We start from the raw sequence: 21,246 nt of genomic DNA, 5'->3' as shown, positions 1-21,246 counted from the left end.
GGCGGTTCCGATGGTTGACGATCAGGCCGGACGAACGAGCCTAGTGTGAGACCATAACCCAGTACGGTGGCTGGCCAATGATGGTCATTGTCACACCGCCCCCTACGATCTCGTTCAGGCGCGAATGATGATAGGCGCCCATCACGATGGCATCGACGCATGGGAATTCGCCCAGCTTCCCAACACCTTGCCGATCGAGCTGCCGCCGCGTTTCGAAGGAGGAATAGACCCCGTTTTCCCTCAAATGATCGACGAGAGCCGTTCCGGATTGCACAACCGCGTCCGTCTTGTCCTCCGCCAGGAGGAAACTCTCCGTCCGGTCGCCCGGGAACAGGCGTTGACCGACGCCAAGGACTGGCCGCTCGGTCATTCCATGAATAATTCAATCGGAGCGGTTCGCCCCGGAGAGACTCATGCGTGCGATGGTGTTGTCGGCCCGACGAGCACGGCTCCAGATGGAGGAGCGGCCTGACCCGATGCCGGGCGAGGGTCAGATCCGGGTGAAGATCAACGCCTGCGGCGTATGCCGGACCGATCTTCATCTCGTCGATGCCGAGCTGCCCGATATTCGCTATCCGATCGTGCCTGGCCACGAGATCGTCGGCCGGGTCGATCTCGTGGGTCCGAATGTGACAACGCATGCGCCTGGCGACCGGGTCGGCATTCCCTGGCTCGGCTTCACCTGCGGAAAGTGTCGCTTCTGCCGGGAGGGTATGGAAAACCTCTGTGACGCCCCGCTTTTCACCGGCTACACGCGCGACGGCGGCTACGCAACACACACCATCGCCGACGCACGCTACGCTTTTCCGCTCGGCGAGGCCGGCAGCGAGGTGGAGATTGCCCCTCTGTTGTGCGCAGGGCTGATCGGCTGGCGCTCGCTGGTCCTGGCCGGCCCCGCCGACAGGCTCGGCCTCTATGGTTTTGGCGCGGCCGGCCACATCGTCGGGCAAGTCGCGGTTTGGCAGGGACGATCCGTCCATGCATTCACGCGACGCGGCGACGCAACTGCACAAGACCTTGCGCGTCGTCTCGGCGCGGTCTGGGCCGGGTCATCGGATCAAATGCCGGACGAGCCGCTCGATGCCGCCATCATTTACGCACCGGCCGGCGAGCTCGTCCCGGCCGCGTTGCGTGCCGTCCGCAAAGGCGGTCGCGTCGTATGCGCCGGCATCCACATGACCGACATTCCAAGTTTTCGGTATGACTTGCTCTGGCAGGAACGGCAGCTGGTCTCGGTCGCCAATCTGACCCGGCAGGACGGCCTCGATTTTCTAAAGATCGCTCGGCAGGCCGGCGTGCGAACCGAGACGACGGCGTTTCCGCTCGATCAGGCCAACGAGGTTCTGAGCATGCTGCGGAACGGCCAGATCCTCGGCGCGGCCGTGCTGACGCCCTGATGGTGCTTCGGATGCCCGCTCCGCTGAAAGATGAAACGGCAACCCAGGAGCGCATCTTCCAGATGCTGACCGACCGTCCCGGCGTGACGCGGATCGACACGCATGCAGCCTCGGTGTTCCTGGACGCAAAGCGCGCGCTGAAAATCAGGCGCGCTGTCCGGTTTCCGTTCCTCGATTATTCGACACTCCAGAAGCGCAAGGCGGCCTGCGAGGAGGAGATCAGGATCAACCGGCCGCTGGCGCCGCAGATCTATCACGGCGTCGTGGCGATCACGGAAGAGCCGGATGGATCGGTGAAGGTCGACGGCGCCGGCCGGCCGATCGAGTATGCGGTCGACATGACGCGCTTCGACGAAAACAGGACGTTCGATCATCTGGCCAAGGCCGGCCCGCTGGACACGAAGCTCGCCTCGGCGGCTGCTGACGCGATCGCGGCGTCACACGCGGCGGCGACGCGCGCCAACCGAAATGCATGGGTCTCCTCCATCCCTACCCTGATCGACGGCAACAGCAACGGTCTGCGGGCCGGAGGACATTTCAGCGCGGAAGACATCGAAAAGCTCGGCAAGGTCTCGCACGCGGCATTTCCACGAATTCGTCCCCTGCTCGCAGAACGCGCCCGCCGGGGCTTCGTGCGCCGCTGTCATGGCGATCTGCATCTCGCAAATATCGTTCTGATCGATGATCAGCCCGTGCTGTTCGATGCGATCGAGTTCGATGCGCAGATGGCAACAATCGACGTGCTCTACGATCTCGCATTCACGCTGATGGACCTGTTGCAGCACCACCAGCCAAGCGCGGCGAACATGGTCCTGAACCGCTATCTCGCCACGACGTCGGCTGACAATCTCGACGCTCTCTCGGCCCTGCCGCTGTTCATGTCGATCCGGGCGGCGATCCGCGCCCAGGTTGCCTTGGCACGGCTAAAGCCGCCGCATTCCGACACTCCCGGTATTGTTGACCAGGCGCAGCGGTATTTTGAACTCGCCCAGATGCTGATCCATCCTCCTGCTCCGCGTCTGATTGCGGTGGGCGGACTGTCCGGCACCGGAAAGACGGTCCTGGCGCACGCGCTCGCGCCGGTCGTCGCGCCGCAGCCGGGAGCCGTCGTGCTGCGCAGCGATCTCGTCCGCAAGCAAATGTTCGGGGTCGAGGACACGCACCGCCTGCCGTCATCCGCCTATTCGCCGGAGGTTACGGCCCGCGTCTACGACACGCTGGCTCAGCACGCCCGGCGGGTGCTGGCGCAGGGGCATTCGGCGATCATCGACGGCGTATTCGCTCGCGAGGACGAACGCGACGCGGTCACCGCGCTCGCGCGCGAGCGCAATGTGTCGCTGAACGGTCTGTTCCTGGTTGCAGACCTCGCGACCCGGCAGATGCGGATCGGAAGCCGCCGGGGAGACGCATCGGATGCCACGCAAGAGGTTGCCGCGCTGCAAGAGCACTATAATATCGGTTATGTCGACTGGGCGACCATCGATGCATCCGGGACACAAGAGCAGACGCTCCAGAACTGCCGGGACGCGATCGCTGTGGGGCAGATAGGGCAATCGGATTGATGCGGGCAAGGATGTCGCGACCCATCACAAGCTCGACGGCGACCACGCATGCCAAGCCGGCGGCGCGGCGCAATACCCTGCCCGCCCGCCTCAGTCCTGGCATGGCCTGCGATACGGCGTTCCGGATTATCGCCCGCCGTCACCTCGACGCCGTGCTCGCTCAGCACGACGGCACCTGCCGCGGCGATCCCGACGCGCTGCACCAGATCCGCATCGCACTGACGCATTTGCGAACTGCCATCCGCTTCTTCTCGCCGATGGTCGACGATGCCCTGCGGCCGAATGTCTGGGCCGAACTGAAATGGCTGAACGACCAGCTCGGCATGGTGCGGGACCTCGACGTGGCCATCGAGCGGGTCGTCGCCGAGAGCGGTGACGAGCTTGCCGTGATCGCCGAGCTTCAGCACTGGGACGAGAAACGGGCCGAGAGCCACCGGCTGCTGGCGCGCGCGCTGCAATCCGCGCGTTACCGCCGCCTGGTCGAGCAAACCTCGATGTGGATCGATAGCGGCCCCTGGTCGACCCGGCGCAGCAAGGAAGCCATTCGATTGCGCCGCCGCACGCTCGCCGACCACGCGACGGAGCGGCTGACCGAGTGGGAAACGACGCTGCTCAAGAAGGCCCGGAAACTGAAGAGCCTCGATGTCGAGAAACGTCACAAGCTGCGGCTCCTCAACAAGCGGCTGACCTATTCGGTCGAGTCGCTTGCGGATCTGTTCGCCGACGGGGCGGCGACGAAGCAGAAGTCCATCCTCAAGCAATTGCGCAAGGCGCAACGGTCGCTCGGGCAATTGAACGACGATGCACGAGGACAAGCGCTGGCAGCGTCATTGAACGGTGGCGGCCTCGATGCCGGCCATCGCTTCCTCAATCGCAAGCGGGAAAAGAAGCTGTTGCGAACGGCGTCAGTGGCCTACCGGAAACTGGACAAGGCCAAGCCGTTCCGCTCCTCGGACCTCGCGCCGAGTTCGGAGCCCGAGGATTAAGCCGGGTATCGCCGCGGCGGAGAACGTGCGTGAAGACGGTGCACGACCATCTTTGCTGGGTCGACACCATGTCTGGCGTCTATCTGAACTCGCCCGAGGACGATGAGCTCGCCAAGGCGAGCTAACCAAGGCGAGCTGATCAAGGCGAGCCGATCGCGGCAGAGCTCAGCGAGGAATGACGGCGGTGGCTTCGATCTCGACGCGCGCCGCCTTCTCCACGAGGCGAACGACCTGAACCAGCGCCATCGCAGGATAGTGCGCTCCGAAGACGTCGCGGTAGACCCTGCCCAGCTCCTTCAGATGAGCCAGGTACTCGTCCATATCGACGACGTACCAGGTCAGGCGCACGAGGTGCTCGGGCCGGGCACCGGCCTCGGCCAGGATCGCAGCGATGTTGGTCAGGGTCTGGCGCACCTGCGCGACGAAGCCGTCGGCGAGACGCTCTTCGGCGTCCCAGCCGATCACCCCGCCGGTGACGACGATGCGCCCCTCGGCAGCCATGCCGTTGGCATACCCCTTCGGCACCGGCCAGCCTGACGGCTGGAGGATCTGCGCCTTGATGCGCGTTCCATCCTCAGTTGCGGTCGGCAGCACCGCGAGTTGCGGGCCTTTCGGCGTCGTCACAGACAATTCGCTATCCTTCTCTCATTCCGCTGCGACACCTGAGGACGTCGCTGCAGCTTGCGCCAGCTGCCGCAGGGCAAAGCGTTTCAGCTTGCCGGTCTCGGTCTTCGGCAATTGCGTCACGAATTCGACGGCGCGCGGATATTTGTACGGCGCGATCTCGCGTTTGACATGCTCCTGCAACTCGGCCACGAGCTGAGCGTCAGGCGTTACGCCGGGCGCGGCAACGACATAGGCCTTCACGATCATGCCGCGCGCCTCGTCCGGGGCGCCGACCACACCGCATTCGGCGACCGCCGGATGCGTGAGCAGCGCCGCTTCGACATCCGTGCCCGCGATGTTGTATCCGGCCGATACGATCATGTCGTCGGAGCGCGACTGGTACCAGAAATAGCCGTCGCTATCCATCAGATAGGTGTCGCCGGTGATGTTCCAACCGTTCTGGACGTACTTCCGCTGCCGCTCGTCGGCGAGATAGCGGCAGCCGGTCGGCCCACGCACGGCGAGACGGCCCATCGTCCCGGGCGGCACGTCGCGGCCCTCGTCATCGACGATCTTAGCCTCATAGCCCGGCACAGGCTTTCCGGTGGCGCCGGGACGGATCTCGTCCTCGGTCGCACTGATGAAAATGTGCAGCAGTTCGGTCGAACCGATGCCGTCCATCAGCTTGATGCCGGTGGCCTTCAGCCAGGCTTCGAATGTCGGCTTGGGTAGCGTCTCGCCGGCGGAGACGCATTTGCGAAGCGAGGAGATGTCGCGGCCTGCGAGCTTGCCGAGCATGGCCCGGTAGGCGGTCGGCGCCGTGAAGCAGACCGTGATCCTGTACTGCTCGATCGCATTCAGAATGTCGTCCGGCGTGGTCTTCTCCAGCACCACGAAGGAGGCGCCGATATGCATCGGGAACAGCACGCCGCCGAAACCGAAGGTGAACGCGAGCGGCGCCGAGCCGACGAAGCGATCCTTCTGCTCGGCCCGCAAGATGTTGCGTGCATAGCCGTCGCACACCGCGAGCATGTCGCGATGAAAATGCATGGTGCCCTTGGGATCGCCTGTCGTGCCCGAGGTGAAGGCGATCAGGCAGATGTCATCGGCGGCCGTATCGAGGACCCTGAACTCCGGGCTCGCATCCGCGATCAACGCTTCGAGCGAATCGGAAGTGCCATTGCCCCAATAGACGATGCGCTCGAGACCGGGCGCTGCGGCCTTCGCCTTCTCCATCTCCTCGGAGAGCTTTCCGTCGCACAGCGCCAGCGTGATCGCCGCTTTCTGGATCGGATAGGACAGCTCCTTGGCGCGGAGCAGTGGCATCGTCGCCACGACGATGCCGCCGGCCTTGATCACCGCGAGATAGGTCGCAACCATCATGGGGTTGTTGGCAGAGCGCAACAACACGCGGCCGCCGGGGACGAGACCAAGCTTGCCGACCAGCACGTTGGCGATGCGGTTCACCAGCGCCTGCAGCTCGCGATAGGTGTAGCTGACGTCTGGGCTGATGACGCAAGGTGCATCGCCCTGGCCCTGCTCGACCCAGTGATCGAGGAAATAGCTGACGCAGTTCAGTCGCTGGGGATAGCGCAGCTCCGGCCGCGAGAAAATGAATTCGGGCCAGAGTTCGCGCGGCGGCAGATGCTGCCGCGCGAACGTATCGACATGGGCCGTCGCGGCATTGCCGTCACACGGACCCGACACTCGAATCTTGGCGGCGTTGGCCATCGCACGCTCCTTTCAGCATGGATTGCACCCGGCAGCACGATCTTGGAAAACATTTTAGGCTTAAAACAATTTGGTGCAATAGCGGATTTTGGGCATGCCGTGCTTTTTCCTGTGGCAAAGGGAATTGGCGGCCTGCTCGGCCGGCCTGTTTATGGCCGGCGCCGGGCGGCGGATTTCTGCGCCGAAGCCTTGGTCTTGGCCAAGAGGCGCATCAATTCGCGTACGTCCTTCGGCGAGAGGTCGGCGAAGAGATCGGCGATCCAGGTCTCGTGTTCCGCGGCCATCCTGCGAAACTCGGCACGCCCGAGCTTTGTGAGGCGGATCACCTGGACGCGGCGGTCCGTCTCCGAGGTGCGCCGGTCGAGATGGCCTGATTCCACCAGACGCTCGACCAGACCAGTGACGTTCCCGTTGGAGACCATCATGCGCTTGGAGACGTCGGACAGCGTCATGCCGTCAGGCGCCTTGTCGAGCTGCGCCATCAGGTCGAAACGCGGCAGCGTGACATCGAACCGCTGCCGCAGCCGGCCGCGGACCTCGCCCTCTATCAGGGTCGTGCAGGTCAAGAGCCGCAGCCACAGCCGAAGCTCTTCGGCGTGGTCCTCCGGTGTTTCGACGGCCTTGGTCTCGGAATCAAGCATCTGATGCAGTCATTGACGGCAGGCATTGGCGCCGGCACGGACTCCCCAACATTTTGAGCTTCAAATAAATTGAAGCCGGCCGCAAGTCCAAAGCTGCAGCAATCGACCGGATGCCGATTTCTTTAGGCTTCAAATAATTGGCGCGCCGCTTGCATGCGCCGCTGCCGGCACGACTTGGCGCCTCGTGCTCGGCTTGCCGCGGCTGCCATCATCAGCATAAGCTAGGAATGAAGTACGTGGCTTGCAGCACAAGCCGTTCGTCACGAGGGGACAGATCATGAAGACGAAAATGACCTTGGCCGCAGCCGCCATGCTGCTCGGCACCGCGATGAGCCCTGCCCTCGCCCAGGAAAAAATCAAGCTGGGTGTGATCGTGACCCTGTCTGGGCCCGCCGCAGCGCTGGGCCAGCAGGTGCGCGACGGCTTTATGCTCGCAGTGAAGGATCTCGGCAGCAAAATGGGCGGCCGCGACGTCGAAGTCGTTGTCGTCGACGACGAGCTCAAGCCGGATGCAGCGGTGACCAAGGTCAAAGGCCTTTTGGAGCGCGAGAAGGTCGACTTCGTGGTCGGCCCGATCTTCTCCAACATCCTTCAGGCGATCCATCGGCCCATCACGGAATCGAAAACCTTCCTGATCAGCCCCAATGCCGGGCCGTCGACCTTCGCCGGCAAGGACTGCAACCCGTTCTTCTATGTGACGTCGTATCAGAACGATCAGGTGCACGAGATCCTCGGCAAGGTAGCGCAGGATCGCGGCTACAAACGCATGTACCTGATGGTGCCGAACTATCAGGCCGGCAAGGATTCGGTGGCGGGCTTTAAGCTCGACTACAAAGGCGAGATCGTCGAGGAATCCTACATGCCGCTGAACACGCTGGACTTCCAGCCGGAGCTGTCCAAGATCTCGTCGCAAAAGCCCGATGCACTGTTCACGTTCATGCCGGGCGGCCTCGGCGTCAATCTCGTCAAGCAGTACCGGCAGGCCGGGCTCGCCGACACCATTCCGGTGCTCTCAGCCTTCACGGTGGATGAATCGACCCTGCCTGCGCAACAGGACGCCGCCGTCGGCATGTTCGGTGGTGCCAATTGGGCACCCAATCTCGACAATCCCCAGAGCAAGAAATTTGTCGCAGCTTATGAGGCCGCCTACAACAGCGTTCCGGGCACCTACGCCGCTCAAGCGTATGATGCCGCCATGCTGATCGACAGCGCGGTCAAGGCGGTCAAGGGCGATCTCTCCAACAAGGACGCCGTGAAGGCCGCGCTGAAGAAGGCGGACTTCACATCGGTGCGCGGCACTTTCAAGTTCAACATTAACGGCTACCCGATCCAGGATTTCTATCTGACAAAGGTTGCCAAGCGCCCGGACGGCAAGTTCCAGACCGAGATCGTGCAGAAGGTCTTTGAGAATTATGGCGACCGCTATGCCAAGGACTGCAAGGCGGCGAACTGAGTCCGCGCGTCGCGTTAAGAGAGGACAGCATGAACAGCGAAATCACCGGCATCACCCGGGCCAATGAGGGCATCCAGGGCATTTCCTGGAACATCCTCGGCCAGACCTATGTGCCGAAGAGCTACGCCGAGAACAGTTTCTCCTGGCATGCGACGCTGCCGCCGGGCACGTTCGTGCCGCCGCACATCCATCCCGATCAGGATGAATATCTCTACATGCTGGAGGGCAAGCTCGATTTCGTGCTTGGCAATTCGGAAGCGCAGGCAACCGCGGGTGACCTGATCCGCCTCGGCATGGGCGTGCCGCACGGCATCTTCAACAAGTCGGAGCAGACCGCCAAGGTGCTGTTCTGGGTCTCGCCGAGCCGCAGGCTGTTCGACCTGTTCTGGGGCCTTCACAACATGAAGGAGCAGAAGCCCGAGGACGTCGTGGCGATGGCCGCCGAGTTCAACATCCACTTCCTGCCGCCGCCGCCCGGCGGCTAGCAGCGCGCGTCAGGCGCGCACCGCCGCAAGTCCCGGCACCGCGGCGAAACCGGCCTTTGTCGCATAGCCCCGCACAATCGCCTCGCGCTGGGAATAGCTCAGGACGTTGTCGACATTGTCGAAGCCGTCGGGCGCGAGCTGCTCGACCGCGTCGATGACGCCCTCGGGGCCGCCGCGCCGATTGGAGCGGACGATCTCGGCCGTCATCGGCAGGCGCTTCTTCTCGTACTCGAGCAATGCCTGACGCGGATGCTCGGCGAGCACCAGAGCGTCCGCAAGGCAGCGCGCATCGAGGATCGCCTGCGAGGCGCCGTTCGATCCGACCGGATACATGGGATGCGCGGCGTCGCCGAGCAGCGTGACTCTGCCCGATGACCAATAGGGCAAGGGATCGCGATCGCAGGTTGGATATTCGTAGAATTCGGGCGTTGCCGAGATCAGGCTCTTCACGTCGATATAGGGAACCGAGAAGCGCGCGACATGCGGCATCAGCTCCTCGCGGCGGCCCGGCCGTGACCAGTCCTCCTTGCGCGGTGGCGGGGCATTGCCCTCGCCGACCTTCACCAGCACCGCCCAATTGGTCAGCCGGCTTGCTGGGCTCGAACCTTCCGCGATCGGGTAGATCACCACCTTGGCATTGAGACCGCCGGCCACGATCATCGACTTGCCGGTCAGGAACAGCGGCCAGTCACGGGCGCCGCGCCACAGCATCAGCCCATTCCAGCACGGCGGCCCTTCGTTCGGGAACAGCGTCTCGCGGACACGCGAATGGATGCCGTCGGCGCCGATCAGGATATCGCCACGCGCGGTGTGGACGTGCGCGCCGGCGCGATCGAAGAAGTAGGCCGTGACGCCGCCCTCGTCCTGCGTGAAGGCACCAAGCCGGCAGCCGGTGTGAATTGCATCCGCCCCGAGCCGCTCCTCGACCGCGCGATGGATGACGCCCTGAAGGCGGCCGCGGTGGATCGAGAATTGCGGCACGTCGTGGCCGGCGTCGATGCCTCGGGCTTCGCGCCAGACCTCCTGGCCATGGCGGTTGAGATAATAGAGCTGATCGGTGCGGATCGCGACTTCGTCGAGCTTCTGCAATAGGCCGAGCCCGGCCAGCTCCCGCATGGCATGCGGCAGCGTGTTGATGCCGACGCCGAGCTCGCGAATGGTGTCGGCCTGCTCGTAGATTTCGCAATCCAGGCCGCGCGAGCGGAACATCAATGCCGTGGTGAGGCCACCGATACCGCCACCGACGATAATCGCCTTCATCGCCCTAACTCCACTCGAAACACAGGCAATGGGTTAACGTCGCACGGGCGGTCACTCCGCCGCAAGCGGCTTTGTCGCCTCCGCTTTGAGCTCGGCCCGGGTCTTGGGCTTAGCCTTAATTCTCAGCTCCTCGAGGTCCTGCCGGTCGCGCACGCTGTTGCGGAAAATCTGATCCTTGCCGGGCAGATATTGCGGGGGGCAGAAGGCGTCGTTTGCCCCGTACCAGGCCGCCGCCTTCATGGTGAAGAAGGGATCGACCAGATGCGGACGGCCGAGTGCGACGAGATCGGCCCGGCCAGCGGCCAAAATCGTGTTGGCCTGGTCCGCCGTGGTGATGTTGCCGACGCACATGGTGGCCACGCGCGCCTCGTTGCGGACCTGGTCGGAGAAGGGCGTCTGGAACATGCGCCCGTACACCGGCTGCGCATCGCGCACGGTCTGACCGGTCGAGACGTCGACGAGATCGACACCCGCCTCGGCGAAAACGCGCGCGACGGCGACGGCGTCGTCGCCGGTGATGCCGCCGTCAGCCCAGTCGGTTGCGGAGATGCGCACCGACATCGGCTTGTGCGAGGGCCACACCGCACGAAGTGCCTCGAAGACCTCGCGCGGGAAGCGCAGCCGGTTTTCGAGCGAGCCGCCATACTCGTCCGTACGGGTATTGGTCAGCGGCGAGATGAAGCTTGCGAGAAGATAGCCGTGGGCGCAGTGCAATTCGAGCATGTCGAAGCCGCAGCGCTCGCCGCGCTCGGCCGCCGCGACGAAAGCGTCTCTCACCGCATTCATGCCGGCCCGATCGAGCTCGCGCGGCACCTGGCTGTCGGGGAAATAAGGTAGCGGTGATGCCGAGAAAACTTCCCAACCGCCCTGCTCCAATGGGCGGTCCATGCCGTCCCACATCAACCTGGTTGCGCCCTTGCGGCCGGCGTGACCCAGTTGCAGGCAGATTTTCGCGGCTGAATTGGCGTGGACAAAATCCACGATGCGCCGCCACGCGGCTTCTTGCTCGTCGTTCCACAGGCCGGCGCAGCCGGGCGTGATCCGGGCATCGCGGCTGACACAGGTCATCTCGGTGAAGATCAGCCCTGCACCGCCGATCGCGCGCGAGCCGTAATGCACGAGGTGGAAGTCTGTCGGCATACCGTCCTTTGCCGAATACATGCACATCGGCGACATCACCGCGCGATTGGCAAGCTTCATCTCTCGCAAGCGGAACGGCTGGAACAGCGGCACCATCGGCCGATCGGTGTCGACGTCGAAGCCGCTGCTGCGCACCTGCCTGGCAAACGACTTGTCGACCTCCGCCACGAAATCCGGCGCGCGGAGCTTTAGATTGTCATAGGTTATTGCCTTCGAGCGCGTCATGACGCCGAAGGCGAACTGCACCGGGTCAAAATCCCAGAAGCGGTCGACATGCTCGAACCACACCAGCGAGACGTCGGCGGCATGCTGCGTCTTCTCGACCTCCTCGCGGCGGCCGTTCTCATAGACCTGCAGCGCCGCCTCGATGCTGGGCGCCTTCTCCATGGCTTCGGCCAGCGCGATCGCGTCCTCCATCGCGAGCTTGGTGCCGGAACCGATGGAGAAATGCGCGCTCGCCTTGGCGTCGCCGAGCAGGACCATGTTGTCCTTGACCCAGCGCTTGCTGCGGATCATGGGGAAGTTGCGCCACATCGAGCGGTTCGTCAGCAGCTTGTGCCCATTAAGGAACCAGCCGAAGATGTCTGCCATCCGCGCGGCAGACTGAGCCTCGTCTAGCCCTGTCAGCCCCGCCCGCTCGAACGTTTCAGGGTCGGTCTCGAAGATCCAGGTCGAATGCCCAGCCTCATACTGATAGGCATGTGCAATGAACGGGCCCCACTCGGTTTCCTGGAAGATGAAGGTGAAGGCATCGAGCGGCCTGGTCGATCCCATCCAGGCGAACTTGTTGGAGCGGACGTCGACCTCCGGCTGGAAATAATCGACGTATTTCTCGCGGAAACGGCTGTTGATGCCGTCAGCGATGAGGATGAGATCGGCATCGGCGAAGCGGGATTCATCGTCGATGTCCACCTCGAACTGCAGCGCGACGCCAAGCTCTCTCGCGCGCTCCTGAAGGATCAAAAGCAGCTTGCGTCGCGAGCAGCCGCAAAAGCCGTTGCCGCCGACCCGGTGCACCGTGCCGCGGAAATGCACGGCGATGTCGTCCCAATAGGCGAATTCCTGGGTGATGCGGCGATAGCTCGGAAGATCGTGCTTCTCGAAATTGTCGAGCGTCGCATCCGAGAACACCACGCCGAAACCGAAGGTGTCATCGGCGCGGTTGCGCTCATATACGGTGATGTCGGCGGTTGGCCGCTGCTTCTTCAGCAGGATCGCCGCATAAAGACCCGCAGGTCCGCCACCGATGATCGCGACTTTCATGGGAGCCTCGCCAATTCGACCGGCCATGAAAACTATTTTAAGCCTAAAATAATTTCACGCAAGTCCCCGTTGCTGGCTTGGCTGCAGATAATAGCAGCTGGCTCAGTCGCCCCTGAAGACCGGCTTGACCTTGTTGGCGAAGGCCTCGAAAGCACGCTCGAAATCCGCCGTGGTCATGCACAGTGCTTGGGCAACGGCCTCCGCTTCGATCGCCTCCTCCACTGACATCGCCCATTCCATGGCCAGCATCCGCTTGGTCATGGTGTTGGCAAAGGTCGGCCCTTCCGCGATCTGTTTCGCTAGAATTTGCGCCTGGGGCAGCACCTGCTCCGGCGTGACGATGCGGCTGAAGAAGCCCCAGCGCTCGCCCTCTTCCGCGGTCATGAACCGGCCGGTATAGAGCAGCTCCGAGGCGCGAGACTGCCCAATGATCCGCGGCAAGATCGCGCAAGCACCCATGTCGCAGCCGGCCAGACCGACCTTGGTGAACAGGAACGCCACCTTCGCCCCGCTCGTCGCAAGGCGCATGTCAGATGCCATGGCGATAATCGCCCCCGCGCCCGCGCAAATGCCTTCGACCGCGGCGACGATCGGCTGCGGGCAGGCCCGCATCGCCTTAACGAGGTCACCGGTCATCCGTGTGAAGGCGGTCAGCCCCTTGGTGTCCATCTTGACGAGCGGACCGATAATCTCGAACACGTCGCCGCCCGACGAGAAATTGCCGCCGGCACCGGTGACGACGATGGATTTTATCGCGTCGTCGAAAGCGCAGGCACGGAAGAAATCGGTCAGTTCCCGGTAGCTTTCGAACGTCAGCGGATTCTTTCGTTCGGGGCGGTTGAGCGTGACCGTCGCAACGCCGTCCACCACGGCCAGCAGGAAGTGCTGCGGCGAATAGTCTACAAGCGGCACGGTGACGGGATTGGCGGGTCTGCTCATGCGATCTCCTTGGCTTCCTTGGATGGGGCCTTACGCACCTTAGATTTCACCACCGGCAACCGCGATCGCCTGTCCGGTGATCGCGCCTGCGCCCTCGCCGCACAGCCAGAGAACCGCGTCTGCGACCTCCTGAGGCGTGATCAGGCGCCCTTGCGGATTGTGTTTCGCAAGCTCTGCGACGGCCTGCTCGCGGCTACGCCCCGTCTTCTTCATGATATTCTCGATGCTGCTGGCAACGAGATCGGTGTCGGTGAAGCCGGGACATACCGCATTCACGGTGACGTTGCTTTCAGCCATCTCGAGGGCAAGGGAACGCACGAGCCCGACCACGGCATGCTTGGCGGCAGCGTATGCGCTCACATAGGCGTAGCCCTTGAGTCCGGCCGTGGACGCAACCGCGACGATGCGGCCATAGGAACGATCCCTCATGCCCGGCAGCACAGCCTGGACGGCGTGGACCACGCCCATGAAATTGACATCCATCATGCGCGCAAAAAGAGCGGTGTCCGATTTCGCAAACGGCGCCGATTCAGCGCTGCCCGCGTTGGCAATCAGAATGTCGATCGGCTTGCGCGCGCTTGCCGCGGCAATGGCGGCTTTCAGTGACGTTTCGTTCGAGACATCGGCGACGGACGCAAAATGCGCGGCACCTGCATTGACCGCCTCTTCGAGAACCGCCGCATTTCGGCCAAGCACGGTTACGGTCGCGCCAGCGTCGACCAGAGAAGCAGCTATCGCACGGCCGATGCCGCGACCGCCACCGGTCACCAGCGCGTGCGGCGAATGCGGCAATCCGGACATGCGCGGGCTCCCTGGGCTGCTGATCGTTCCCCGATATATTTTAACCTTCAAATTTTTGCAACGAAAGCGCCGATCGACATCGCAAACGCCGCATGGCGCCCGGCCCGAAAATTGCTTTAAGTATAAAATTATCGCTTCCCATCGCCGGCAAGCCTGTTAGCATCGAAGGGCCCAGCAAAAGGATGTCGCGTGTCGCAGCCTGCGCCAATGATAACAAAGGACGGACGCTTCGCCTATGAAGCTGCGGGCGATCCGGGCGCGATACCACTGATATTCCTGCATGGCATCGGCGGCGCGGCGCGGGCCTGGCGGCAGCAGCTTGCCAACTTTGGCGACCGCTTCCGCGCGATCGCATGGGATATGCCGGGTTATGGCGGATCGGCGCCGCTCACCAGCGTCAGCATCGCTGCCCTGGCGGAAGCACTCCAGCAGTTCATCGAGCAACTCGGCGTCAGCAGGCCCGTTCTGATCGGCCATTCCATCGGCGGCATGATCGTCCAGAGGTGGCTGGTTCAGTTTCCCAAACTGGCACGCGCGGTCGTGCTGGCGCAGACCAGCCCGGCCTTCGGTAAGTCCGACGGCGACTGGCAGAAATCATTCATCGCGGCGCGGCTCGGGCCGCTCGACCGCGGGGAGACGATGAAGTCGCTGGCACCTTCGCTGGTGAAGGAGCTCGTCGGCGACGATCCGGATCCGAAGGGAATGGAGGTTGCCCGCGAATGCATGGGGAGCGTGCCTGAGGCCAGCTACCGCGCCATGATGCTGGCTCTCATCGGCTTCGATCAGCGCAGCACGCTTGGGAATATTTCCGTTCCCACACTCCTGCTGTCCGGCTCAAAAGACAACAACGCGCCTGCGCCGATGATGGCAAAGACGGCGACCTATATTCCGGGAGCCGAATATGTCGAGCTCGCGGGCGTAGGCCATCTCGCTAATCTCGAACGCCCCGGTGCCTTTGATGAAGCTCTCGGCCGGTTTCTGAACCCTCTCGCTACCAAAGCGTAAAGGTAACTGCGCGATGACCATGCAAGTCAGCAAGACGATTGGCACGACCAACAAGGTCGCGCTGGATGCGCCGATCTTCGACCCTGTCGCATTCCGCTTGAACGACGAGCAGGCCGGCATCGTCACGCGCGCCCGCGAGATCGGCCAGACTGTGTTCGCTGCGCGCGCCGCGGCCTACGATCGCGAGGCGACCTTCCCGACTGAGAATTATCGCGACCTGCATCGCGTCGGCCTGCTCGGCATTGCCGTTCCCAAGAGGCATGGCGGCCTCGGCGCGAACTACCAGACCTATGCCTTGGCGGCCGCCGAGATCGGCCGCTATTGCGGTGCGACCGCGCTGACTTGGAACATGCACGTCTGTTCGACGCTGTGGTCGGGTCCCCTCGCCGACGATCTCGACATGGATAAAGAGACGCGCGCCGAGCACGAACGGCGGCGCGCGGTCCACTACAAGCGCATCGTCGAGGATGGTGCGATCTATTCGCAGCCCTTCTCCGAAGGCGGCGCGGCGGCTGCGGGTGGGGTCGCATTCGGCACGGAAGCGAGGCCGGTCGAAGGCGGGTGGATCGTCAACGGCAAGAAAATCTTTGCGTCGCTCTCCGGTCATGCCGACTATTACGGGGTGCTCTGCACCGAGATCGAGCAAGGCGAGAAGGCTTCGCGCCGCAACACGCTTTACCTTGCGATTCTCGCCAAGTCGGAAGGTGTTTCCGTCGTCGGCGATTGGGATCCGCTCGGCATGCGCGGCACGGTCTCGCGGACGCTTCTGTTCAAGGATGTGTTTGTGCCGGATGATTCCGCGCTGATGCCGCGTGGCGTCTATTTCCAGGCCGCGATGCGCTGGCCGCACATGTTCCTGACGTTGTCGCCGACCTATATGGGCCTCGCGCAAGCCGCCTATGACTTCACCGTACGTTACTTGCGCGGCGAGGTTCCGGGCATGCCGCCGGTCAAACGGCGGATGTACCCGACCAAGCAGATCGCGGTCGCGCAGATGCAGATCAAGCTAGAGCAGATCAAGGCAATCTGGTTTCAGGCTGTGACCGAAGCGCGCGCCAATCCGAGCAAGGAGCAGGTTCTGCGCGCCTATGCCGCGCAATATTCGGTGATGGAGGGCGCCAATGAGCTCGCCGCGCTCGCGATCCGCACCTGCGGCGGTCAGGCCATGCTCAAGTCGCTGCCGCTGGAGCGGATCTATCGCGACAGCCGCTGCGGCTCGCTGATGCTGCCCTGGACCGCCGAGCTCTGCCTCGACCGGATCGGGCGCGAAGCGCTGTACGAGGCCGGCGAAACGGACAACTGACGGTGGACCTCTGTAGCCTGATCGACCGCAACGCGGCGTTCGCGCCAGATAAGACAGCCATTGCCTTCGAAGGCAAGCAGCTGAGCTACGCGGCATTCGCCGCGCGCATCGAACGGACCGCGACGGCGTTGAAGCAACAGCTCGGCGTCGGCCGCGGCGACCGTGTCGCGATTCTGAGCCTGAACCGGCCGGATTATCTGGTCCTGCTCTACGCGTGCGCGCGGCTCGGCGCGATGCTGGTGCCGCTGAACTGGCGGCTGGCTGTCGCCGAGCAGCTGTTCATCCTCAGCGATGCCGGCGCCAAGGTCCTGGTACTCGAGCAGGCATTTTCCGGAGTGCTTGCCGAGCTTGGGCAGACCGCGCCGGGGACATCCGTCGTCGGCCTCGACTTCACGCCGCCTCGAGGCACGACGTTCGAAGATCTGCTGGCTCGCAGCCAGGGCAGCGACCGCAACCGGCACACCGACCTCTCCTGCCCGCTGCTCATCGTCTACACGTCAGGAACGACGGGACGGCCAAAGGGCGCGGTGCTGCGGCAGGAGGCGCTGTTCTGGAACGGCGTCATGAGCCAGCACATGCACAACATGACCTCCGACGACCATGTGCTGACCGTGCTGCCATTCTTCCACGTCGGCGGTCTCAACATCCAGACCACGCCCGCGCTCCAATTGGGCGCGACCGTCACGATGCATGCGCGCTTCACGCCGGATGCCGCGCTTGCGGCCATCGAACGAGAACGGCCGACACTCACGGTCATGGTACCTGCGATCATTCAGGCGGTGAGCGAGCATCCCGCCTGGACCACGACCGATCTCGCGTCACTTAAGGCCGTCGCCACCGGCTCGACCATCGTGCCTCCGTACCTGATCGAGCGTTTCGTCGCGCGCGGTGTCCCTGTGCTGCAGGTCTATGGCTCGACGGAAACCTGCCCGATCGCCGTCTACACGCGGCTCGGCGGCGATCTCTCGCGCGGGGGATCGACCGGCCTTGCCGGCCTATGCTGCGAAGCCAAGGTGATCGACCAGGCCGGCAACGAACTGCCCGCGGACACGCCGGGGGAGATCGCGGTGCGCGGACCCAACGTGTTCTTCGAATATTGGGGTAACGAGGCCGCAACGCGCGACGCGTTGCACGACGGCTGGTACCGTACCGGTGATATCGGCCTGTGCGACGCCGACGGCTATTTCTGGGTCCGTGACCGCAAGAAAAACATGATCATATCGGGCGGCGAGAACGTCTATCCGGCCGAGGTCGAGCGCGTCCTGCTCGAACATCCTGATGTCAGCGAATGCGCCGTGATCGGCCGGCCGGATCCGCGCTGGGACGAGGTGCCGATCGCCTATATCATTGCGAGATCCGGCTGCCGGCTCGACGCGAACGAATTGAGGGCGCATCTTCAGGCGCAACTCGCGCGCTACAAGGTTCCGCGCGAGATCGTCTTCGTCACCGATCTGCCGCGGACGGCGCTGGGCAAGGTCCAGCATTTCCTGCTGAAGCAGCTTGATGCGCAGTCCCGCGCGCAAGGAGAAGCATCTTGAAGATCGCAGTTCTAGGTGGGGGAAACGGCTCTTTCGCGGCCGCGGGCGATTTTGCGCTGTCGGGCCATGAGGTGCGACTTTGGCGCCGCGATGCCGATCAGGTCGCGGCGCAGCGCGCCGCGGGAACGCGCATCCTGGTCAAGGATCACAACGGCCACCACGACGTGAAGCTCGCGCTGGTCACGACCGACATCGCCGAAGCTGTCGACGGCACGGAGCTGATCCTGTGCCCCGCCCCTGCCTTCGCTCAAGCAGATATCGCTCGCCAGCTCGCGCCGCATCTGCGGGACGGCCAGGTCGTGTTTCTGCCGCCGGCGACATTCGGCTCAATGATCTTCGCACAAGCCGCACGGCATGTCGGCAACAACGCCCGGGTGAGCTTTGCCGAAACCGGCACGCTGCCCTGGCTGACCCGCAAGCACGGACCATTCGAGGTCGCGATCACCATCCGCGCCAAGCGCCTGCCGGTCGGTGTATTCCCGCTTGATCAGGCGCCGCATGCACTCGAAGTCATCGGACGCGCATTTCCAGGCGTGATCGAACCGTGCGGAGATACGCTGTCAGGCGCGCTGATGAACGCAGGCCCGATCATCCATCCGCCGCTGATCGTGATGAATGCGGGCCCGATCGAACATTTCGAACGCTGGGACATTCACAAGGAAGGCACCCAAGCCGCGATTCGCCGAGTCACCGACGCGCTCGACGCCGAACGCATCGCGGTGCGCGAGGCGCTCGGCTACGGCGCACCGCATTTCCAACTCGCCCATCACTACGCGAAGGAAGGCGAGATCTGGATGTATGGCCGCGGTTCACATGACCGTCTGACCGATTCCGGCGACTGGCGCGAAAGAATTGTTCTGACCGAGCACCGCTACATGCGCGAGGATCTGCGGCTCGGGCTGTCGCTGCTGGTCTCCGTCGCTGGCCTTTCCGGCGTAGCCACGCCATTGGCCAAGGCGTTTCTGTCGATCGGCGGCGCCGTCTGTGGCGAAGATTTTGCACGAGGTGGCCGGACGCTCGAAACACTGGGTCTTGGCGATCTCAGCAAGGCCGAACTGCAGACGCTGCTTCGCAACGGATTCTGATCGATGACCAATCGCGTCAATATCGCCTGTCTCGGCGCTGGCCGCATGGGACGCGGCATCGCCGTCGCGTTCGCCTATGCGGGGCATGCGGTCGCGATGGTCGACGTTAAGGCGCGCTCCGCGGCGGAGTTTGCCAAGCTGGAAGCGGATGCGCTTGGCGAGATCAGGACGACCTTTGCCAGCCTATCGAAGCTGGGGCTCTTGACCGAGGCAGATGTAGATCCCCTTGTCGCGCGGATCTCAGTGATCGCGGCCGGCCAAAGCGATGAAGCACTATCCGACGCCGGGATGGTTTTCGAGGGCGTTCCTGAGGTCGTCGAGCTCAAGCGTGAGGTGCTCGGGGCGGCTTCAAAGCAGGTCGGTCCGGATACAGTCATCGCATCGACAACCTCGACCATCCTCGTCGATGATCTATCCAGCGCGATCGTGAACCCTCGCCGCTTCCTGAACGTGCACTGGCTTAACCCGGCCTATCTGATCCCGCTGGTCGAGATGTCACCCGGCAGAGCCACTGATCCCATCGTCGTCGACGAGGTCAAGGCGCTGCTCGAAGGCATCGGCAAGGTCCCGGTGGTCTGTGCAGCGACGCCCGGCTTCATTGTTCCACGGATCCAGGCGCTGGCGATGAACGAGGCCGCTCGCATGGTCGAGGAAGGGGTCGCCAGTGCCGAGGAGATCGACAAGGCGATCCGTTACGGTTTCGGCTTCCGCTACGCCGTGCTCGGGCTGCTCGAATTCATCGATTGGGGCGGCGGCGACATCCTCTACTACGCAAGCAGATATCTGGAAGGCGCGCTCGGCAGCGAGCGTTATCGGGCACCGGATGTCATTTCACGCAACATGCATGAAGGCCGGATCGGCCTGCGCACCGGTGCAGGCTTTCTCGATTATTCCGGGCTCGACGTCGACGTCTATCGCGCGAAGCGGCTCCAGGCCATGGTCGATCTGCTCCGGCACTTCGGACTGGCGCGCCCCCCAGTGCTCGACCGCAACTAGCCAAAGACGTCCTGGAGCACGCCCTCCCGGACCACTGGAACGCCATCGAGCTCGATGGTCGTGCCCATCATCGGCAGATCGAAATGACCCGCCGTATAACGGCCGGCGAATTCATTCGCGCCGGTTGAGAACAGGAAATTGCCGGAGACGGCCCGAATCTCGGTGCCGTTGGTGTCGCGCTGATCGTACATCGACAGCGCCTCGTAGCGCGCGCCGGGGTTCATGCCGAAGCCGACATGCGACACCGCATAGGCTTCGCGATCCCCCCAAGCAGCGAGATAGGCGCGCATCATCGCGGCATCCGTGCCCTCGCCTTCCAGCTCGACGACGTAATCGTCCTTCAAGGTCATCTTCACGGGCGACGTCAGGTAGCGCTTGAAGGTGAGATTGATGTCACCAGGCGCCATCACCAGCGTGCCGTTGATGGTCCCGCTCTTGGGGAAGCTGACGACGATGCCACCCGGCCAGTGCGCCAGCGTGCCAGGTTTGTCAGTCCAGCCCCACACACCGACCGTCGATGCGCCGACCATGTCGACATCGAGCGCCGTGCCGGCTTTTGATGTGACGCGCATCCGCTTAGTCCCCCGTAGCAACTTCGCCGCCGCGCGAACGCGCTTCTCAAGCGCGGGATCCGGCACCATGCGCTCCAGCGCTTCGGGATGCTCGTTGGAGATCACCAGGATCCGCGCGCCGGCCTTGAGGATCTCGGGCGTCTCTACCGCGTGCATCAGGCCTTCAATGGTGCAATCCACCACAAATCCAGCCTGCTGAAGCGCCGTGATGACTGGACCGAGCTTTTGGATCGCCTCGCTCGCGCCGGTGGAGCGAACCGGAACGACATGACGGTTACGCGGTGTCGGCATCACCACGTGAAACGGCCGCGCGCCCATGCGCAGCAGGGCTAGTTCCGCAAGATGCACGTTCAACGCACGCGACTGGGTTTCCGAGAGGATCGCCGCGGTATCGCCGGTCTTGACGGCGCATCGCTCAAAGATCTCGCAGAATGCGTCAATCCATTTTGCTTCGATGCGATCAGCCAGCATGATTCTCTCCCG

The 21,246-nt window shown here is 63.5% G+C and carries 18 protein-coding genes and 1 pseudogene; 10 read left to right on the top strand and 9 right to left on the bottom strand.

Annotated features, from left to right (window positions below; genetic code table 11):
- Window positions 1-40 precede the first annotated feature (40 nt).
- Window positions 41-301 (bottom strand): annotated as a pseudogene (locus tag P6U29_RS14820) (universal stress protein); the annotation flags it as partial.
- A 112-nt stretch (window positions 302-413) separates the two neighbouring features.
- On the opposite strand from P6U29_RS14820, the gene P6U29_RS14815 reads away from it, so the two are divergent.
- Genes P6U29_RS14815 through P6U29_RS14805 form a run of 3 tightly spaced genes read left to right on the top strand, consistent with a single transcriptional unit; the run spans window position 414 to window position 3,945 of the window.
- A complete protein-coding gene (locus tag P6U29_RS14815; RefSeq protein WP_407118260.1) occupies window positions 414-1,397 on the top strand; it encodes a zinc-dependent alcohol dehydrogenase family protein in 984 nt (327 codons plus the stop codon).
- 23 nt (window positions 1,398-1,420) lie between these two features.
- A complete protein-coding gene (locus P6U29_RS14810; protein ID WP_407119330.1) occupies window positions 1,421-2,959 on the top strand; it encodes an AAA family ATPase in 1,539 nt (512 codons plus the stop codon).
- 11 nt (window positions 2,960-2,970) lie between these two features.
- The gene (locus P6U29_RS14805) at window positions 2,971-3,945 is read left to right on the top strand and encodes a CHAD domain-containing protein (protein ID WP_407118259.1); all 975 of its coding nucleotides are present in this window, start codon (window positions 2,971-2,973) and stop codon (window positions 3,943-3,945) included.
- Between the two features lie 165 nt (window positions 3,946-4,110).
- Here the strand turns inward: P6U29_RS14805 and P6U29_RS14800 are convergent, their stop codons facing one another.
- From P6U29_RS14800 to P6U29_RS14790, 3 genes are all read right to left on the bottom strand, one after another.
- A complete protein-coding gene (locus P6U29_RS14800; protein WP_407119329.1) occupies window positions 4,111-4,569 on the bottom strand; it encodes a RidA family protein in 459 nt (152 codons plus the stop codon).
- A gap of 21 nt (window positions 4,570-4,590) precedes the next feature.
- The gene (locus P6U29_RS14795; protein WP_407118258.1) at window positions 4,591-6,282 is read right to left on the bottom strand and encodes a benzoate-CoA ligase family protein; all 1,692 of its coding nucleotides are present in this window, start codon (window positions 6,280-6,282) and stop codon (window positions 4,591-4,593) included.
- A gap of 149 nt (window positions 6,283-6,431) precedes the next feature.
- Window positions 6,432-6,923, bottom strand: a complete 492-nt coding sequence (locus tag P6U29_RS14790) for a MarR family winged helix-turn-helix transcriptional regulator (RefSeq protein ID WP_122406549.1) — start codon at window positions 6,921-6,923, stop codon at window positions 6,432-6,434.
- 277 nt (window positions 6,924-7,200) lie between these two features.
- Here P6U29_RS14790 and P6U29_RS14785 point away from each other — a divergent pair, with 277 nt between their 5' ends.
- Both P6U29_RS14785 and P6U29_RS14780 read left to right on the top strand, forming a co-directional pair.
- Entirely contained in the window at window positions 7,201-8,376 is a 1,176-nt protein-coding gene (locus P6U29_RS14785; RefSeq protein ID WP_407118257.1) for an ABC transporter substrate-binding protein, read from the top strand.
- 29 nt (window positions 8,377-8,405) lie between these two features.
- Window positions 8,406-8,861, top strand: a complete 456-nt coding sequence (locus tag P6U29_RS14780; RefSeq protein ID WP_407118256.1) for a cupin domain-containing protein — start codon at window positions 8,406-8,408, stop codon at window positions 8,859-8,861.
- Between the two features lie 9 nt (window positions 8,862-8,870).
- Here P6U29_RS14780 and P6U29_RS14775 read toward each other — a convergent pair whose 3' ends face one another.
- The 4 genes from P6U29_RS14775 to P6U29_RS14760 form a co-directional block, all read right to left on the bottom strand.
- The gene (locus P6U29_RS14775; protein WP_407118255.1) at window positions 8,871-10,121 is read right to left on the bottom strand and encodes a flavin-dependent oxidoreductase; all 1,251 of its coding nucleotides are present in this window, start codon (window positions 10,119-10,121) and stop codon (window positions 8,871-8,873) included.
- A gap of 51 nt (window positions 10,122-10,172) precedes the next feature.
- Window positions 10,173-12,524 (bottom strand): bifunctional salicylyl-CoA 5-hydroxylase/oxidoreductase, encoded by a 2,352-nt coding sequence (locus P6U29_RS14770; protein WP_407118254.1) that lies wholly within the window; start codon window positions 12,522-12,524, stop codon window positions 10,173-10,175.
- 102 nt (window positions 12,525-12,626) lie between these two features.
- Window positions 12,627-13,463 carry an enoyl-CoA hydratase family protein gene (locus P6U29_RS14765; RefSeq protein WP_407118253.1) on the bottom strand — a complete coding sequence of 279 codons (837 nt, stop codon included), beginning with the start codon at window positions 13,461-13,463 and terminating at the stop codon, window positions 12,627-12,629.
- 39 nt (window positions 13,464-13,502) lie between these two features.
- The gene (locus tag P6U29_RS14760) at window positions 13,503-14,264 is read right to left on the bottom strand and encodes an SDR family NAD(P)-dependent oxidoreductase (protein WP_407118252.1); all 762 of its coding nucleotides are present in this window, start codon (window positions 14,262-14,264) and stop codon (window positions 13,503-13,505) included.
- Between the two features lie 189 nt (window positions 14,265-14,453).
- On the opposite strand from P6U29_RS14760, the gene P6U29_RS14755 reads away from it, so the two are divergent.
- Genes P6U29_RS14755 through P6U29_RS14735 form a run of 5 tightly spaced genes read left to right on the top strand, consistent with a single transcriptional unit; the run spans window position 14,454 to window position 20,191 of the window.
- On the top strand, window positions 14,454-15,269 hold the full coding sequence (locus P6U29_RS14755) for an alpha/beta fold hydrolase (protein ID WP_407118251.1): 816 nt from the start codon (window positions 14,454-14,456) through the stop codon (window positions 15,267-15,269).
- Window positions 15,270-15,282: 13 nt separating this feature from the next.
- Window positions 15,283-16,572, top strand: a complete 1,290-nt coding sequence (locus P6U29_RS14750) for an acyl-CoA dehydrogenase family protein (RefSeq protein WP_407118250.1) — start codon at window positions 15,283-15,285, stop codon at window positions 16,570-16,572.
- Window positions 16,573-16,574: 2 nt separating this feature from the next.
- A complete protein-coding gene (locus tag P6U29_RS14745) occupies window positions 16,575-18,110 on the top strand; it encodes a class I adenylate-forming enzyme family protein (RefSeq protein ID WP_407118249.1) in 1,536 nt (511 codons plus the stop codon).
- Complete coding sequence (locus P6U29_RS14740; RefSeq protein ID WP_407118248.1) at window positions 18,107-19,195, top strand: NAD/NADP octopine/nopaline dehydrogenase family protein; 1,089 nt, start codon at window positions 18,107-18,109, stop codon at window positions 19,193-19,195. The genes P6U29_RS14745 and P6U29_RS14740 overlap by 4 nt, the downstream gene beginning before the upstream one ends.
- Window positions 19,196-19,198: 3 nt before the next feature.
- Complete coding sequence (locus P6U29_RS14735; RefSeq protein WP_407118247.1) at window positions 19,199-20,191, top strand: 3-hydroxybutyryl-CoA dehydrogenase; 993 nt, start codon at window positions 19,199-19,201, stop codon at window positions 20,189-20,191.
- Here the strand turns inward: P6U29_RS14735 and P6U29_RS14730 are convergent.
- Window positions 20,188-21,234 (bottom strand): peptidase M29, encoded by a 1,047-nt coding sequence (locus P6U29_RS14730; RefSeq protein ID WP_407118246.1) that lies wholly within the window; start codon window positions 21,232-21,234, stop codon window positions 20,188-20,190. The genes P6U29_RS14735 and P6U29_RS14730 overlap by 4 nt on opposite strands.
- Between the last annotated feature and the right edge of the window lie 12 nt (window positions 21,235-21,246).

The organism is Bradyrhizobium sp. LMG 9283, assembly GCF_045571415.1.
In the GTDB taxonomy this organism is placed as follows: Bacteria; Pseudomonadota; Alphaproteobacteria; order Rhizobiales; family Xanthobacteraceae; genus Bradyrhizobium.
Note: the sequence above shows the minus strand (reverse complement) of the source record. Positions and strands in the feature narration are given on the sequence as shown.

What these genes read in the sequence shown, in the direction of transcription:
- P6U29_RS14815 (WP_407118260.1), top strand. Translation starts at nt 414, where the DNA reads ATGCGTGCGATGGTGTTGTCGGCCCGACGAGCACGGCTCCAGATGGAG.
- P6U29_RS14805 (WP_407118259.1), top strand. Translation starts at nt 2,971, where the DNA reads ATGTCGCGACCCATCACAAGCTCGACGGCGACCACGCATGCCAAGCCG.
- P6U29_RS14795 (WP_407118258.1), bottom strand. Translation starts at nt 6,282, where the DNA reads ATGGCCAACGCCGCCAAGATTCGAGTGTCGGGTCCGTGTGACGGCAAT.
- P6U29_RS14790 (WP_122406549.1), bottom strand. Translation starts at nt 6,923, where the DNA reads ATGCTTGATTCCGAGACCAAGGCCGTCGAAACACCGGAGGACCACGCC.
- P6U29_RS14785 (WP_407118257.1), top strand. Translation starts at nt 7,201, where the DNA reads ATGAAGACGAAAATGACCTTGGCCGCAGCCGCCATGCTGCTCGGCACC.
- P6U29_RS14780 (WP_407118256.1), top strand. Translation starts at nt 8,406, where the DNA reads ATGAACAGCGAAATCACCGGCATCACCCGGGCCAATGAGGGCATCCAG.
- P6U29_RS14775 (WP_407118255.1), bottom strand. Translation starts at nt 10,121, where the DNA reads ATGAAGGCGATTATCGTCGGTGGCGGTATCGGTGGCCTCACCACGGCA.
- P6U29_RS14770 (WP_407118254.1), bottom strand. Translation starts at nt 12,524, where the DNA reads ATGAAAGTCGCGATCATCGGTGGCGGACCTGCGGGTCTTTATGCGGCG.
- P6U29_RS14765 (WP_407118253.1), bottom strand. Translation starts at nt 13,463, where the DNA reads ATGAGCAGACCCGCCAATCCCGTCACCGTGCCGCTTGTAGACTATTCG.
- P6U29_RS14760 (WP_407118252.1), bottom strand. Translation starts at nt 14,264, where the DNA reads ATGTCCGGATTGCCGCATTCGCCGCACGCGCTGGTGACCGGTGGCGGT.
- P6U29_RS14750 (WP_407118250.1), top strand. Translation starts at nt 15,283, where the DNA reads ATGACCATGCAAGTCAGCAAGACGATTGGCACGACCAACAAGGTCGCG.
- P6U29_RS14735 (WP_407118247.1), top strand. Translation starts at nt 19,199, where the DNA reads ATGACCAATCGCGTCAATATCGCCTGTCTCGGCGCTGGCCGCATGGGA.
- P6U29_RS14730 (WP_407118246.1), bottom strand. Translation starts at nt 21,234, where the DNA reads ATGCTGGCTGATCGCATCGAAGCAAAATGGATTGACGCATTCTGCGAG.